21 protein-coding genes are annotated in these 13821 nt (G+C 41.7%); 15 read left to right on the forward strand and 6 right to left on the reverse strand.

Annotated elements, in window-relative coordinates; all coding sequences use genetic code 11:
* Positions 1-2 precede the first annotated feature (2 nt).
* Positions 3-1796, forward strand: a complete 1794-nt coding sequence (locus tag GT360_RS07135) for a DUF3466 family protein (protein ID WP_164648208.1) — start codon at positions 3-5, stop codon at positions 1794-1796.
* 278 nt (positions 1797-2074) lie between these two features.
* On the forward strand, positions 2075-2248 hold the full coding sequence (rmf, locus tag GT360_RS07140) for a ribosome modulation factor (protein ID WP_164648209.1): 174 nt from the start codon (positions 2075-2077) through the stop codon (positions 2246-2248).
* Between the two features lie 126 nt (positions 2249-2374).
* Here the strand turns inward: rmf and fabA are convergent, their stop codons facing one another.
* Both fabA and GT360_RS07150 read right to left on the reverse strand, forming a co-directional pair.
* A complete protein-coding gene (gene fabA, locus GT360_RS07145; protein WP_164648210.1) occupies positions 2375-2893 on the reverse strand; it encodes a bifunctional 3-hydroxydecanoyl-ACP dehydratase/trans-2-decenoyl-ACP isomerase in 519 nt (172 codons plus the stop codon).
* A 110-nt stretch (positions 2894-3003) separates the two neighbouring features.
* On the reverse strand, positions 3004-4689 hold the full coding sequence (locus GT360_RS07150; protein ID WP_164648211.1) for a S16 family serine protease: 1686 nt from the start codon (positions 4687-4689) through the stop codon (positions 3004-3006).
* 223 nt (positions 4690-4912) lie between these two features.
* Here GT360_RS07150 and matP point away from each other — a divergent pair, with 223 nt between their 5' ends.
* Both matP and GT360_RS07160 read left to right on the forward strand, forming a co-directional pair.
* Complete coding sequence (gene matP, locus GT360_RS07155) at positions 4913-5362, forward strand: macrodomain Ter protein MatP (RefSeq protein ID WP_164648212.1); 450 nt, start codon at positions 4913-4915, stop codon at positions 5360-5362.
* A 141-nt stretch (positions 5363-5503) separates the two neighbouring features.
* Entirely contained in the window at positions 5504-5836 is a 333-nt protein-coding gene (locus GT360_RS07160) for a hypothetical protein (protein WP_239502604.1), read from the forward strand.
* 18 nt (positions 5837-5854) lie between these two features.
* Here GT360_RS07160 and GT360_RS07165 read toward each other — a convergent pair whose 3' ends face one another.
* Both GT360_RS07165 and GT360_RS07170 read right to left on the reverse strand, forming a co-directional pair.
* Entirely contained in the window at positions 5855-6199 is a 345-nt protein-coding gene (locus GT360_RS07165) for a helix-turn-helix domain-containing protein (RefSeq protein ID WP_164648213.1), read from the reverse strand.
* A gap of 560 nt (positions 6200-6759) precedes the next feature.
* Entirely contained in the window at positions 6760-7098 is a 339-nt protein-coding gene (locus tag GT360_RS07170) for a helix-turn-helix transcriptional regulator (RefSeq protein WP_164648214.1), read from the reverse strand.
* A gap of 121 nt (positions 7099-7219) precedes the next feature.
* Between GT360_RS07170 and GT360_RS07175 the strand changes: the two genes are divergently transcribed.
* From GT360_RS07175 to GT360_RS07190, 5 genes are all read left to right on the forward strand, one after another.
* Positions 7220-8359, forward strand: coding sequence for a phage/plasmid replication protein, II/X family (locus GT360_RS07175; protein ID WP_164648215.1), 1140 nt, complete (start codon positions 7220-7222; stop codon positions 8357-8359).
* A 96-nt stretch (positions 8360-8455) separates the two neighbouring features.
* Entirely contained in the window at positions 8456-8737 is a 282-nt protein-coding gene (locus GT360_RS07180; protein WP_164648216.1) for a G5P family DNA-binding protein, read from the forward strand.
* A gap of 11 nt (positions 8738-8748) precedes the next feature.
* Entirely contained in the window at positions 8749-8847 is a 99-nt protein-coding gene (locus GT360_RS22040) for a tail virion protein G7P-2 (RefSeq protein ID WP_420825437.1), read from the forward strand.
* A gap of 123 nt (positions 8848-8970) precedes the next feature.
* Entirely contained in the window at positions 8971-9195 is a 225-nt protein-coding gene (locus GT360_RS07185; RefSeq protein ID WP_164648217.1) for a hypothetical protein, read from the forward strand.
* Positions 9188-9712: a hypothetical protein gene (locus tag GT360_RS07190; RefSeq protein WP_164648218.1), complete on the forward strand. Its 525-nt coding sequence runs from the start codon at positions 9188-9190 to the stop codon at positions 9710-9712. Before GT360_RS07185 ends, GT360_RS07190 begins: the two co-directional genes overlap by 8 nt.
* A 476-nt stretch (positions 9713-10188) precedes the next feature.
* Here GT360_RS07190 and GT360_RS07195 read toward each other — a convergent pair whose 3' ends face one another.
* The gene (locus tag GT360_RS07195; protein WP_164648214.1) at positions 10189-10527 is read right to left on the reverse strand and encodes a helix-turn-helix transcriptional regulator; all 339 of its coding nucleotides are present in this window, start codon (positions 10525-10527) and stop codon (positions 10189-10191) included.
* A 120-nt stretch (positions 10528-10647) separates the two neighbouring features.
* On the opposite strand from GT360_RS07195, the gene GT360_RS07200 reads away from it, so the two are divergent.
* The 5 genes from GT360_RS07200 to GT360_RS07215 all read left to right on the forward strand — a co-directional run bounded on the left by GT360_RS07200 (position 10648) and on the right by GT360_RS07215 (position 13141).
* Positions 10648-11787, forward strand: a complete 1140-nt coding sequence (locus tag GT360_RS07200; protein WP_164648215.1) for a phage/plasmid replication protein, II/X family — start codon at positions 10648-10650, stop codon at positions 11785-11787.
* A gap of 96 nt (positions 11788-11883) precedes the next feature.
* The gene (locus GT360_RS07205; protein ID WP_164648216.1) at positions 11884-12165 is read left to right on the forward strand and encodes a G5P family DNA-binding protein; all 282 of its coding nucleotides are present in this window, start codon (positions 11884-11886) and stop codon (positions 12163-12165) included.
* A gap of 45 nt (positions 12166-12210) precedes the next feature.
* On the forward strand, positions 12211-12276 hold the full coding sequence (locus tag GT360_RS22045) for a tail virion protein G7P-2 (protein WP_420825444.1): 66 nt from the start codon (positions 12211-12213) through the stop codon (positions 12274-12276).
* Between the two features lie 123 nt (positions 12277-12399).
* Positions 12400-12624 carry a hypothetical protein gene (locus GT360_RS07210; protein ID WP_164648217.1) on the forward strand — a complete coding sequence of 75 codons (225 nt, stop codon included), beginning with the start codon at positions 12400-12402 and terminating at the stop codon, positions 12622-12624.
* Positions 12617-13141, forward strand: coding sequence for a hypothetical protein (locus tag GT360_RS07215; protein ID WP_164648218.1), 525 nt, complete (start codon positions 12617-12619; stop codon positions 13139-13141). Before GT360_RS07210 ends, GT360_RS07215 begins: the two co-directional genes overlap by 8 nt.
* A gap of 44 nt (positions 13142-13185) precedes the next feature.
* Here the strand turns inward: GT360_RS07215 and GT360_RS07220 are convergent, their stop codons facing one another.
* The gene (locus GT360_RS07220) at positions 13186-13449 is read right to left on the reverse strand and encodes a helix-turn-helix domain-containing protein (RefSeq protein WP_164648219.1); all 264 of its coding nucleotides are present in this window, start codon (positions 13447-13449) and stop codon (positions 13186-13188) included.
* 146 nt (positions 13450-13595) lie between these two features.
* Here GT360_RS07220 and GT360_RS07225 point away from each other — a divergent pair, with 146 nt between their 5' ends.
* On the forward strand, positions 13596-13808 hold the full coding sequence (locus tag GT360_RS07225) for a hypothetical protein (RefSeq protein WP_164646937.1): 213 nt from the start codon (positions 13596-13598) through the stop codon (positions 13806-13808).
* Positions 13809-13821 lie beyond the last annotated feature (13 nt).

The following is a 13821-nucleotide window of genomic DNA, read 5'->3' on the forward strand; positions in this document are numbered from 1 at the left end:
TAATGAGTAGTACAAATTTTAAGTTGAGTGTAGTGACGGTGTCACTGCTTTCGACGTTTTCAGCAAATGCTATCGAGCCGATGTATAACGTTGTCAAAGTTGACGTCACTGATAGTGTAGAAAACACCCACTCATACAACGAGGTTCATGGTGTGGCTATTACACCGACAACTGAAAGGCAGCTTTCTATACTTGATTACAAGGGATGTTTTACTCAAACTTCTGATGTGAATTGTAGCGAAGACTTCCTTGTAGCCGGTGAGGCTCGAGTGTCGGTTGAAGGTGTTAGCCTTCGAGATGAAGCTCCTTTTGCTATGGATGCTTCCTTTGGTTATATTGAAGATTATGATTCGTTTAAAAGCTACTGCTATCGTGAGCTACTTTACGCGACATGCGAGAGCTGGGCGAGAACCCATTGGAATGCATGGAGTCGTCAGGTAAACACGGGAGTCCAAAATATTCAGGCATTTGTCGAGAATAATGATGACCTCTATGTAAATACTGATTTTAATAACCTAATTAACCGATTGTATGTTAGTGAGGTTGATCAGGGTGACGGCACTTTCGAAACAACCGTTAGTCCAATTGGTATTCAATCGACCCAATCTGCAGGTAGCGTATATGGTGCTCGCCTTGGTATTCAATCTAACGTCGAGCTGCCAGTTGATGACAGCATCGTAGATTATAGAACATGGGCTCAATTAAATATTACTGACGTGGATAATAATGATGTGTCCACATCGTATATCGTTGGTAGTAGCTCGCGTGTTCGTAATAATACTAATGGTGACCACTTTATATCCAACGCTACCGTCTGGAAGTCAGAAAACGGGGGTACCTATGAGTACGCTCGCATTGGGTGGCCAAGTGGTAAAGAAAAAGACGGTGAGCGTTTGGCACAGGGCAGTATCCGTGATATCGCCTTAACCTCGAGTGGCATCTATGCAGTTGGATACAATACTTACGACAATAATAACAACTACTACGAAGCATCGGTATTTAGAGTTAATGACGATGATACCTTTGTAAATGTTGGTGGTATCTCAGGTGCAAGAGTTAAGAACAGTGATGGGGATGTGGTTTACAGCAACACACAGCTCGTATCTATGAATGATAATGGAGTAGCTATCGGTGAATCGAAGCTTTATGGTAGTCGTCCTGAAAATGGTGCAGCGGCCAATAAACCATTTGTTGTTGAGAACATCGTAAGTAATCGCTCGGCTAAGTATCTACAGAGTTATGGACAAAGTCTATTCTTCACTGGTGTGGGGGCAGATTTAGGTGCAATAAACAATTTTAATGAAATTGTCGGTACAATTGACGCGTCGCAAGCTCGTGAAAACGATGGGCAACCTCGTCGCCGACGCGGTTTTATTTATACGGTTCCCAATATGGAAACGAGTAAGAGAGCAGAGTTGTACAACAACAAGGCTTGGCTGCTTGATGATTTGACTAACGATGGTAATCCAAACGGTATCAATAACCACTACAGGATCATTGCGGCGTCTGACATTAATGATGCAGGTGTTATTTCAGCTACTGCGATCTACTGTGCTGATGGTTATGATGATACGACTCACAACTCTTATTGTGGCAATCAAGTAGGTGTTGAAGAAGTCGTTGCTGTTAAGTTAGTTCCAAATCCTTTGGCTTTGATTAATGAAGATGGTGAAATAACGGATGATCCCGAGATTGCTGCCCGTGGCGTGAACGATCCTCCGGTTGATCGTCAAGGCGCTGGCTTCGGTTGGTTGTTCCTTGTTGCTCTCGGTTTCTTAGGGTTCCGTAGAAAATAGACTTTTTTTTCGATCAGAGCACGCGCTCACATAAATGAGCGCGTGCTTTTTTTATATCTTGTATCTGGGCGCATTTTGTACGATCTTTATTAGGTAGTCACAAAAACTTCATGAAAGTTGATGCCGATACCAAAGGGAGGTTCTTTCACTTGGTAGGTATAAAAAGGCTGCTGTGACTCAGTCTTTATTTATTGCTGATGCCAAGTACAGTGGGAGACCCGCAATACTTTGGTTGTCATCTCAACGTGAACAACAAGTACGTTAAAGAGGACGACATAATGAAGAGACAAAAGCGAGATCGCAACGAAAGAGCACATTCGCAAGGATACAAAGCTGGTTTGAATGGACGCTCTTCCGAGGAATGTCCATATCAGCAAATGGAAGCGAAATCGTATTGGTTAGGTGGTTGGCGAGACGCAAGGGACGATAAAAACGCAGGCCTATACAAATAAGATCGAATACGTGTTTAACTTATAGAATTGAGAGAATCAAGGCCCCGAATAGGGGCCTTGGTGCTTTTGAGGCATAACTAAAGTGGGTAATTTGGGCCTTTAACCCCACTCTAGTTACACTCGCGATTAGAATGCTGACGTATCTTGGAACAGACCGACTTTAAGGTCTTTAGCGACATAGATTTCTTTTCCGTCAACCAATACGCGACCGTCAGCAAGACCCATCACAAGTTTGCGGTTTACAACGCGCTTCATGTGGATTTCGTAAGTCACTTTTTTAGCTGTTGGCAGGATTTGACCTGTAAATTTCACTTCACCTACGCCAAGTGCACGACCTTTGCCTTTTCCGCCAACCCAGCCAAGGAAGAAACCAACTAGCTGCCACATCGCATCTAAGCCTAGGCAACCAGGCATTACTGGGTCACCAGGGAAGTGACAGTCGAAAAACCATAGGTCTGGTGTGATATCAAGTTCAGCAAGAATTAAACCTTTACCAAAATCACCTTCAGTTTCTGACATCTTGGTAACGCGATCCATCATCAACATGTTTGGCGCTGGAAGTTGAGGATAACCTGGGCCAAATAGTTCGCCTTGGCTTGATGCTAATAGTTCGTCGCGGTTATAAGATTCTTTCTTGTTTTGCATTTTGCTTACTACTCCAAATGTTGATTTACGCATCTTAGAGAACACGTGTACGCTAAACAACACCGACCAGTGTGAAAGGTATTAAAGTGCAAGCTCAAGCACATTTTGATTTAAAACCAACTTCTTAGACGTTCAAAAATGGTCATAGGATGAGCATGTCGATCAAACGCTTCAATGCGCTCTGCGATTTTGCCAAGTACGGTTTCTTGTTCAGGTTGCTCTTCAGTTTCTAACTCTTTCTGTTCATCCCTAAATGGAATATTCATAAGTATAGGAACGGCTTCATCTACGCTAGAAACAGACCAAATGTGAAATTCACCATTGCGAATGCTGTTTACTACATCACGGTTCAGTGCAAGATGCTTCAGATTAGACTTGGGTAAGATGACACCTTGATGACCGGTGAAACCTTGATGCTGACAAACGTGATAAAAACCTTCTATTTTTTCATTTAGGCCGCCGACAGCTTGTACGCGCCCAAATTGATCGACGGCACCTGTCACAGCAATTTGTTGGTTGATTGGACAGTCTGATAACGCACTCACAAAGCAACATAACTCGGCAAGAGACGCGCTGTCACCATCCACTTCACAGTAAGATTGCTCAAATACAAGAGAAGCAGAGTAGGGTAATGGCTCCTCTAATTGGAGGGCACTACTCACAAATGCTTGCATGATCATCATTCCTTTGGCATGCAAGTTACCACCAAGATCGGCTTTACGCTCAACGTCAGAAATGTCACCATCACCAAAGTGGATGACACATGAGATTCGAGCAGGCTCCCCATACGCTCGCGGGTGGCCAGGAACATCAATAACCGTCAAACCATTCACTTGGCCAACTTGCTCGCCTTCTGTTTCAATGATCACCTGTCCATCACGGATGTCAGATAAAGCACGATCAGGAAGGTAAGACTCTCGATACGTTCTATCTTGAATGACGCCCTCGATGTCATCACTTGAAATTGAAGATCGGTTACCGCGTAACGCTGATTCTTCCAATATAGAGACATGCCACAAAAGCCCCAAAGGCATGTAGCGTTGATCCTCAGTCTCACGTGCACCAGCTATCATCAAGGTATGAATGGCACTTGATTCCAGAATAGGCAACTCATGCTTATCTGATAACCATTTTACAAACCCAAGATAGTCATTGATGGCCGACTCAGAGAGCTGGATCTCTAATTCAATTTCACTGAATAGAGCAAGACCAGAATGAATCTCATCGTCTAAGTACTCAAGTTCAGCAAATTGGGTTCTGTCACCAACGATCACAATCTTTATGTCGTGAGTTGAGTGAGGAGCGGGTTGTTTGCCGTACTTTCTATCAGAGCAAAGTGGTGAGATAGCTTGGCCAAGCACCAGTGCTTTAACCGTTAACCATTGTTGGGGATTAGCCAATAAGAAGTTCGCGCTAAGAACCAGAACGCCTTCATGAAGCTCGGATATGATACCTGGAGTATGTACAGTTTCTCCGGACTCGGTGACACGGTAACTACCAAAAACATCATAAGAATCAAGGGTTGAAGAGGCGATAACACGACTCGCTGTTGCCCCTTGAACTTGTTCGACAATCTCGTTGAAGTAAATCGGGTTGTCTGGAGCATTAACCAATAGAATTCGAGAGACACCGCCTTGTTTACGCGCTTGCGAATGCATAGAAAAAGTCGTTAAAGCTTGGGTAAACCTACGCTGCAAACTCATAAAAGAGCAGGGCACCAGTGTATTGAAAGCATCAATCGAACGTTGATATTGGTCGTATTGCGGGCATACCGATTGCCATGTTTCTTGATTCATAGATTCTCGAGGTGAAGTCAAACTATCTTTAATGATGCGAATTATACCCGTATCTCTTTGCAGATGCGCGCAGTTTCCTCAGGAAATGGTTACTGCACGATGTAATGTAATTTATTGAATCTAATCATGCAGTTCATGATCGTACTCTCTATTTTACATAGTCTCTGTTCACAAGGGTGTATTTTTGGGTTACGCTGTCACCCTTATTTTTGGGGAATGGCAAATGAAATACCAGCAATTAGAAAACTTAGAATGTGGATGGAAATGGCAGTACCTAATTAAAAAGTGGAAAGATGGCGATAACATCACTCGTTACGTTGATACCAGTGAGCAGAAAGCGGCAGTGGATCAACTAAGAGAGATGGAGTCTGTTCCGACACTCGTTTTAGAGTGGATTGAAGAACATATGTCTGAAGAGCTTGATGTTAAACTCAAGCAGGCTATTCGAGCAAAACGCAAACGTCACTACAACGCAGAACAAATTCACACTCGTAAGAAATCAATCGACTTAGACTACCGAGTGTGGGAAAAGCTCTCTTATCGTGCAAATGAGTTGGGCTGTACATTGTCAGATGCTATTGAATATTTACTGTCAGAAGCTTCACGCAGCGAAAAAGCCACGCAAACCGTAAGTTCACTGAAAGAAGATCTGAACAAGTTACTGCAGGAGTAAGTCACAGTTTTTACGATAGCTTTAACACTGATTTTCAAATAAGCCTCGAAGTGCCATGCAGTTCGAGGCTTTTTCATATATGAGGTTCTGTTAAGACCGATAGCATGGTTAGACACTTATGATTAAGATGGATTGACCAAAGTGAAACTGAGATTAGTAGAAAGTGTTTGCATTTTGATTCTAGGTCTAAACTCAGCGCAAGCTGACGACTCAGAGCGAAATGAGACGGCTGGAATGATTAAATCCAAACTTGAAAAAGTTTTACGGAAGCAAAATTTTTCAGACAACAGCTACTGTGAAGTGATGATCGAAATGGAACATTCGCATCAATATGCACAAATTAAACGTGTCAGTTCTCGAGGAGACTACAAACTCTGCAAAGAGAGCGAGCGTTGGCTGAAGAAAGGAAAAAAATTTCGTTATAAAAAAGCTGAAAAGTTTATCCGGTTACAGTTACTCGCAAACGAGCTTTAAGGATTCGACAGATATGCTTCAAAACAGCAATTGCCGGAGTGTTTCTTTGGAGACCTTCAAGTTGTGTTGCTCAATTAGCTTTTCGAGGGCAAAGGTCGGAGAAAAGTCAGCATACTGGGCTCGAACTATCTCCAAAACTTGCATCCGAAAGTCATCCGCATAACGACGGTTACTTGGTCGACCGCGAGCAGCATGAGCAAGGCTTTGTGCACCATGAAGGCTTAGTTGGACAAGTAAGCGTCGAACTTGTCGTGGAGAGAGGTTTAGGATCTCTGCCGCGTCAACTTGACGAAGACGACGATCACGAACATCTTGCAGTACTTTAAATCGGTTTAGGTCTTGGTTACTCATAGGGATTAACATCGGTTTAGGTCCTCAGCAACGAACATCGAGACTTAATACGAGGACATTTCAATCTGGTCTAAACCGGACATTACTAAATAGCTCTTACAACCCTAGTGCGCATTATGCGATGGGATTTATGTTGAGTGGTTTGCTTTAGCCGCAATGCCGTAAAGGGTGGGCGAGTGAGCTACTCATTGTCGGCCTTAGCCGTACATGTCGCGAGTGAGAATCGCTTTACAAGTGAAGCCCGTAACATAAACCCAGTAATGCGCATTAAGGATTACATTTCACCTTGCGCCCTTGAAGCGCACCCACCGAACACACCACACTTACTGAATCTAGCCCCGTAGGGATAAGCAATGCACGAAGTGCAAGCGAAGCACCAAGCCGCCCACCGGTTTTGATTTTTGTTACCAAATTCAATCGGCGCGGTTAGCTACTGAACGTCACGAGCGTAGCCACTCCCCACACCCTGCTAAGCCTAATTGAAAAATGAAGCGTTCACCTTTGGTCGATTTTGGCAAAGAAAAGGTTCGGGTTCCTGTTACACCCGAACTAACTCCGGAATTCCGGAATTCTCATCTTCTTTTGAAGTCGTCTAACTCTTTCAAAAACTCTCTGTGATCATCGAGCATTTCCCATGTTGTCATGATGACAACTTCTCTCGGCATATCCTTTATTGATAATTCTACAATAAAATCTTGCAGTTCCATTTTGTTGGATTCTTCTCCTCTACAGATTTCATTAGCAGAGATGTTGAGTGTTTCTGAAAGCTTTTGGATCTGACTGGCTTTTGGCTCTGTCTCGCCGTTTTCCCATTTTAGATATGTCTGCTTTGCAACTTTGATTCTTTCTGCCACATCTTGTTGAGTTAGGTTTTTTCTCATTCTTGCAGCTCGAAGTACATCTTTAATCACTTTAAGTTCCCTCAATGTACGTTTTTTTATTATTGTAACACCTGTTTTTTGATACCCATCCCTTGAAGTTTACTTTTCCACATTGTAAGGTACATAAAAACGTACTTGACAGGGTTTTGATTTGTTCTTCATTGACCAACTATTCATACAACAAGATTACCCTGACGGAGGTCTACCTTTCGTCGGTACTCATGTTATTGAAAGGGTTGATATGGAGACTGGCGAAAAGCTTCCCCCGAATGTAAACCAAAAAATACTTGAAGGTTCATACAGCACTAAGCTAACTATTCGTTGTAATGGTAACCGTGTCAGAGTCGAAGGCAATCCATCTCGTTGGCAACGCATGGATAATCTTTTTGGATTGAAGTCTATTGACCAGTGTGTCGAGGTTTATAACCATGTTTTGTCCAAATATGGCTTACCACCATTCACAAAAAACACTCGTTTAAGTCACCGTCAAACCTCTGAAAAAAAATCGTCAACACTTGTCGGTGACGGTGCAGAAATCACATTAATCGATTGGACTCGAAATCACATGGTTGGACATGGCCATGAAACATCATTTATTCGTGGTATGTCATCGATGCAAATAGGGCGTGGTAGAGAGCCAAAACTTTATCCAAACGGCATGACTTGCAATTGGGGTGAAGCTTCAGAGTGGATGATGACAAAGCTATATTGCAAAGCATTTGAATTAGAAAAGCATCTCAAGAAAAGTAAACGAAGAAAAACAACTACAGAAGATCAGATTAACTACATCGATAAATTAATCACTTATTGTCAAAAACAAGGCGTTGTACGCGAAGAACATAGTCTAAGACAGAAATTATTGAAACGTCACAACTTACAATTTTATGGGCTAGTAACAGAACAAGACTTTCATGCACATTTAAATGATATTGAGTACGCTATGAACACACTACACGCAACACATGATGAGCATCAATCTATAGCAGACCAACTTTTAGAAGTCGCTGCTGTCGACTCAATTCGACAAGCGAACACCACAATGAATTATTTTACCATGTGGCAGCATGGTGTTGATTTGCGTGGTGTTTTGAAGCAAAGCCAATTTTATGAACACAAATCGAGGTTAAAAAAAATTGGTATTGATATTGCTCAACCTTTCGATGTTAGTCGTATGTGTCCAACACTGAAACGTTCAGAGGTCATTGAAGTTAGGCCACTTACTGTTCCTGAGTGGTATCAATTGCCTCAGGTTGCTCAATCAAACATCTTGCCATTTAAAGCAGTCGCATAGCTTGGTTGCTCTCTCTGCGCGCAGCGCGGGGAGGGTATCCAAGCTAGCTCCACCACTACTGACATCATCTTCATTAGCAACAATAGGAAATTTAATATGCTCAAAATAGAAGTTTTCCCAGAGAACGCACATGTAACTACTCGCACAATACCAGGTAAGGACAATAAGCCTCCGCGTACAATTTATGAACAAACCGCGTACGCATATTTGGGGGGTAAATTTCCTGTAGAAATGAAACTAAGTCTAGAAGAAGGTCAACCTGCCTATGTTGCTGGAAATTACACAATTCATAGCTCTAGTTTTGTCGTTAACAATTTTGGTGGCCTTGAATTGAAACGTTTTGGGATGTTAATTGAACCTCTTGAGCCTGAAATTTAAAGGGCTCTCTAATGACAGTTGAGCAATTTGATTCACTTTGGTTATTGGTTTTTTGCATAGGTCTATTCGTATGTTTTGGCCTTGGCTGCATTTGGGGAGGACAACGTTAATGGAAGACGTCGTTTTTATCTGCGGTTCTTTGTGTACTGCTTTCGCTCTTGGTTTTGTTACCGGCTTTCAGTTTTTAGTTTTTAAGAAAGCATCCGAAATTAGCACTTCTTAAGGATAAGTTTATGGCTGCGCTTGATTTTTCTTTACCTGAAAATACCGCTTCATTGGATTCTCTGACTGATATCCAGTTATTGCAACGTTCTTTCCCTACGACTAAATGTCGTTTTGTTCGTCAGGGGGATATTGTTCACTTATTAGTATACTTGAATGCTTATTGCGACGTTCCATTTTTGCGAGTTTCAACAGATGTTCTATACGATGAGGCGTTGAGGTTAGAACATGTCTAAGCGCAAATACACTTGCTATTCACCGGAAGATACACAGTACCTTATTGATAATTATGGTGTTTTGTCACTAAAGCAAATAGCACTTGATCTAAATCGTACATATTATTCAGTTGTCGACAAAAGAAAGGAACTTGGGCTCAGGCCAAATAGAAACTTTTTTACTGAACAAGAGGATGATTTCATTCTAGCCAATGTACTCGTTTTGAGTTTGCGTGAAGTAGCTGAACAACTAGGTCGTTCAAAAGGTGCTATTTCAATGCGGGCTAAAAGACTTGGCGTTAGCTACTTCAAGGTTGCTGATGATTCGTTTTTCACTAAGTTCCCACAAGAAGATATCAATATGATTAGAGATCTACGTGACCTTGGTTTAACGTATTCAGAGTTATCCTCAAAGTTTGGAATTTCACCTGACTACATTGGTATGATTTGTCGCTTTGATGCACGTTTATATGAATCAACAGAGCAATATCATGAAGCATTAGCAAGACAAAGAGACTCTATACAGGGTCGAAATTAACGAATTCTTTAGTGCGCATTATGCGATGGGATTTATGTTGAGTGGTTTGCTTTAGCCGCAATGCCGTAAAGGGTGGGCGAGTGAGCTACTCATTGTCGGCCTTAGCCGTACATGTCGCGAGTGAGAATCGCTTTACAAGTGAAGCCCGTAACATAAACCCAGTAATGCGCATTAAGGATTACATTTCACCTTGCGCCCTTGAAGCGCACCCACCGAACACACCACACTTACTGAATCTAGCCCCGTAGGGATAAGCAATGCACGAAGTGCAAGCGAAGCACCAAGCCGCCCACCGGTTTTGATTTTTGTTACCAAATTCAATCGGCGCGGTTAGCTACTGAACGTCACGAGCGTAGCCACTCCCCACACCCTGCTAAGCCTAATTGAAAAATGAAGCGTTCACCTTTGGTCGATTTTGGCAAAGAAAAGGTTCGGGTTCCTGTTACACCCGAACTAACTCCGGAATTCCGGAATTCTCATCTTCTTTTGAAGTCGTCTAACTCTTTCAAAAACTCTCTGTGATCATCGAGCATTTCCCATGTTGTCATGATGACAACTTCTCTCGGCATATCCTTTATTGATAATTCTACAATAAAATCTTGCAGTTCCATTTTGTTGGATTCTTCTCCTCTACAGATTTCATTAGCAGAGATGTTGAGTGTTTCTGAAAGCTTTTGGATCTGACTGGCTTTTGGCTCTGTCTCGCCGTTTTCCCATTTTAGATATGTCTGCTTTGCAACTTTGATTCTTTCTGCCACATCTTGTTGAGTTAGGTTTTTTCTCATTCTTGCAGCTCGAAGTACATCTTTAATCACTTTAAGTTCCCTCAATGTACGTTTTTTTATTATTGTAACACCTGTTTTTGATACCCATCCCTTGAAGTTTACTTTTCCACATTGTAAGGTACATAAAAACGTACTTGACAGGGTTTTGATTTGTTCTTCATTGACCAACTATTCATACAACAAGATTACCCTGACGGAGGTCTACCTTTCGTCGGTACTCATGTTATTGAAAGGGTTGATATGGAGACTGGCGAAAAGCTTCCCCCGAATGTAAACCAAAAAATACTTGAAGGTTCATACAGCACTAAGCTAACTATTCGTTGTAATGGTAACCGTGTCAGAGTCGAAGGCAATCCATCTCGTTGGCAACGCATGGATAATCTTTTTGGATTGAAGTCTATTGACCAGTGTGTCGAGGTTTATAACCATGTTTTGTCCAAATATGGCTTACCACCATTCACAAAAAACACTCGTTTAAGTCACCGTCAAACCTCTGAAAAAAAATCGTCAACACTTGTCGGTGACGGTGCAGAAATCACATTAATCGATTGGACTCGAAATCACATGGTTGGACATGGCCATGAAACATCATTTATTCGTGGTATGTCATCGATGCAAATAGGGCGTGGTAGAGAGCCAAAACTTTATCCAAACGGCATGACTTGCAATTGGGGTGAAGCTTCAGAGTGGATGATGACAAAGCTATATTGCAAAGCATTTGAATTAGAAAAGCATCTCAAGAAAAGTAAACGAAGAAAAACAACTACAGAAGATCAGATTAACTACATCGATAAATTAATCACTTATTGTCAAAAACAAGGCGTTGTACGCGAAGAACATAGTCTAAGACAGAAATTATTGAAACGTCACAACTTACAATTTTATGGGCTAGTAACAGAACAAGACTTTCATGCACATTTAAATGATATTGAGTACGCTATGAACACACTACACGCAACACATGATGAGCATCAATCTATAGCAGACCAACTTTTAGAAGTCGCTGCTGTCGACTCAATTCGACAAGCGAACACCACAATGAATTATTTTACCATGTGGCAGCATGGTGTTGATTTGCGTGGTGTTTTGAAGCAAAGCCAATTTTATGAACACAAATCGAGGTTAAAAAAAATTGGTATTGATATTGCTCAACCTTTCGATGTTAGTCGTATGTGTCCAACACTGAAACGTTCAGAGGTCATTGAAGTTAGGCCACTTACTGTTCCTGAGTGGTATCAATTGCCTCAGGTTGCTCAATCAAACATCTTGCCATTTAAAGCAGTCGCATAGCTTGGTTGCTCTCTCTGCGCGCAGCGCGGGGAGGGTATCCAAGCTAGCTCCACCACTACTGACATCATCTTCATTAGCAACAATAGGAAATTTAATATGCTCAAAATAGAAGTTTTCCCAGAGAACGCACATGTAACTACTCGCACAATACCAGGTAAGGACAATAAGCCTCCGCGTACAATTTATGAACAAACCGCGTACGCATATTTGGGGGGTAAATTTCCTGTAGAAATGAAACTAAGTCTAGAAGAAGGTCAACCTGCCTATGTTGCTGGAAATTACACAATTCATAGCTCTAGTTTTGTCGTTAACAATTTTGGTGGCCTTGAATTGAAACGTTTTGGGATGTTAATTGAACCTCTTGAGCCTGAAATTTAAAGGGCTCTCTAATGACAGTTTGAGCAATTTGATTCACTTTGGTTATTGGTTTTTTGCATAGGTCTATTCGTATGTTTTGGCCTTGGCTGCATTTGGGGAGGACAACGTTAATGGAAGACGTCGTTTTTATCTGCGGTTCTTTGTGTACTGCTTTCGCTCTTGGTTTTGTTACCGGCTTTCAGTTTTTAGTTTTTAAGAAAGCATCCGAAATTAGCACTTCTTAAGGATAAGTTTATGGCTGCGCTTGATTTTTCTTTACCTGAAAATACCGCTTCATTGGATTCTCTGACTGATATCCAGTTATTGCAACGTTCTTTCCCTACGACTAAATGTCGTTTTGTTCGTCAGGGGGATATTGTTCACTTATTAGTATACTTGAATGCTTATTGCGACGTTCCATTTTTGCGAGTTTCAACAGATGTTCTATACGATGAGGCGTTGAGGTTAGAACATGTCTAAGCGCAAATACACTTGCTATTCACCGGAAGATACACAGTACCTTATTGATAATTATGGTGTTTTGTCACTAAAGCAAATAGCACTTGATCTAAATCGTACATATTATTCAGTTGTCGACAAAAGAAAGGAACTTGGGCTCAGGCCAAATAGAAACTTTTTTACTGAACAAGAGGATGATTTCATTCTAGCCAATGTACTCGTTTTGAGTTTGCGTGAAGTAGCTGAACAACTAGGTCGTTCAAAAGGTGCTATTTCAATGCGGGCTAAAAGACTTGGCGTTAGCTACTTCAAGGTTGCTGATGATTCGTTTTTCACTAAGTTCCCACAAGAAGATATCAATATGATTAGAGATCTACGTGACCTTGGTTTAACGTATTCAGAGTTATCCTCAAAGTTTGGAATTTCACCTGACTACATTGGTATGATTTGTCGCTTTGATGCACGTTTATATGAATCAACAGAGCAATATCATGAAGCATTAGCAAGACAAAGAGACTCTATACAGGGTCGAAATTAACGAATTCTTTAGTGCGCATTATGTATAATGTGGTAAATACGCGATTAGACTAGTGCAGGGCTACGTAAGGCATTGATTAGGCGAGGGTTTTTATACTTTTCAGTGAGTAGATTTTGCACAACAAATTGATCGTCCAACTCCAGCATATCAGCGATTTCAAATACAATATCCCAGTCCATAGGATTGCGCCCTGTGCGCCAATTCGACACGCGACCAGTAGAGCAGCCCAATTTCTTAGCTAATTGATAGTCGGAGGTAAGCGCAAAGCGGGATTTCACTCTGTCTAAAAGAACGTTTGTAAAGTTCATAGCTCACCTGATTGATTTCGTTGTGTTTCGTTAATTTTAGCTCTACAAATTGTATTTTGTACATAGCCAGCAGCGGTTGAGTGCTCAATTATTCCTGTGTATGTTCGTTTCCGTAACGTTTTTAAGACTTGCGGAGGTCAAAGAACATGGAAGTAACCAGCAAAAACAAAGTATTAAGCCCAATACACTTGCCTTGCCCTGATATGGCGGGCTGTGCCAATCCTAATCCAGAATTGACCCAAAAATCCCTTCAATGGGTCGCTCGCTGCCTCAAACATGTGCGCCAGCTCAAGAAAAACAAGCCAACCTCTCGCCACATCCCAGCGCGTTTTGCTCGCGTCAAAGGGGGTGCAGCATGAAATCCTCAAAAGA

This window comes from Vibrio astriarenae, from assembly GCF_010587385.1.
GTDB lineage: Bacteria > Pseudomonadota > Gammaproteobacteria > Enterobacterales > Vibrionaceae > Vibrio > Vibrio astriarenae.

Excerpts from the sequence above, each read along its gene's own strand:
- GT360_RS07135 (WP_164648208.1), top strand. The coding sequence starts at position 3 with ATGAGTAGTACAAATTTTAAGTTGAGTGTAGTGACGGTGTCACTGCTT.
- rmf (WP_164648209.1), top strand. The coding sequence starts at position 2,075 with ATGAAGAGACAAAAGCGAGATCGCAACGAAAGAGCACATTCGCAAGGA.
- fabA (WP_164648210.1), bottom strand. The coding sequence starts at position 2,893 with ATGCAAAACAAGAAAGAATCTTATAACCGCGACGAACTATTAGCATCA.
- GT360_RS07150 (WP_164648211.1), bottom strand. The coding sequence starts at position 4,689 with ATGAATCAAGAAACATGGCAATCGGTATGCCCGCAATACGACCAATAT.
- matP (WP_164648212.1), top strand. The coding sequence starts at position 4,913 with ATGAAATACCAGCAATTAGAAAACTTAGAATGTGGATGGAAATGGCAG.
- GT360_RS07165 (WP_164648213.1), bottom strand. The coding sequence starts at position 6,199 with ATGTTAATCCCTATGAGTAACCAAGACCTAAACCGATTTAAAGTACTG.
- GT360_RS07180 (WP_164648216.1), top strand. The coding sequence starts at position 8,456 with ATGCTCAAAATAGAAGTTTTCCCAGAGAACGCACATGTAACTACTCGC.
- GT360_RS22040 (WP_420825437.1), top strand. The coding sequence starts at position 8,749 with ATGACAGTTGAGCAATTTGATTCACTTTGGTTATTGGTTTTTTGCATA.
- GT360_RS07185 (WP_164648217.1), top strand. The coding sequence starts at position 8,971 with ATGGCTGCGCTTGATTTTTCTTTACCTGAAAATACCGCTTCATTGGAT.
- GT360_RS07190 (WP_164648218.1), top strand. The coding sequence starts at position 9,188 with ATGTCTAAGCGCAAATACACTTGCTATTCACCGGAAGATACACAGTAC.
- GT360_RS07205 (WP_164648216.1), top strand. The coding sequence starts at position 11,884 with ATGCTCAAAATAGAAGTTTTCCCAGAGAACGCACATGTAACTACTCGC.
- GT360_RS07210 (WP_164648217.1), top strand. The coding sequence starts at position 12,400 with ATGGCTGCGCTTGATTTTTCTTTACCTGAAAATACCGCTTCATTGGAT.
- GT360_RS07215 (WP_164648218.1), top strand. The coding sequence starts at position 12,617 with ATGTCTAAGCGCAAATACACTTGCTATTCACCGGAAGATACACAGTAC.
- GT360_RS07220 (WP_164648219.1), bottom strand. The coding sequence starts at position 13,449 with ATGAACTTTACAAACGTTCTTTTAGACAGAGTGAAATCCCGCTTTGCG.
- GT360_RS07225 (WP_164646937.1), top strand. The coding sequence starts at position 13,596 with ATGGAAGTAACCAGCAAAAACAAAGTATTAAGCCCAATACACTTGCCT.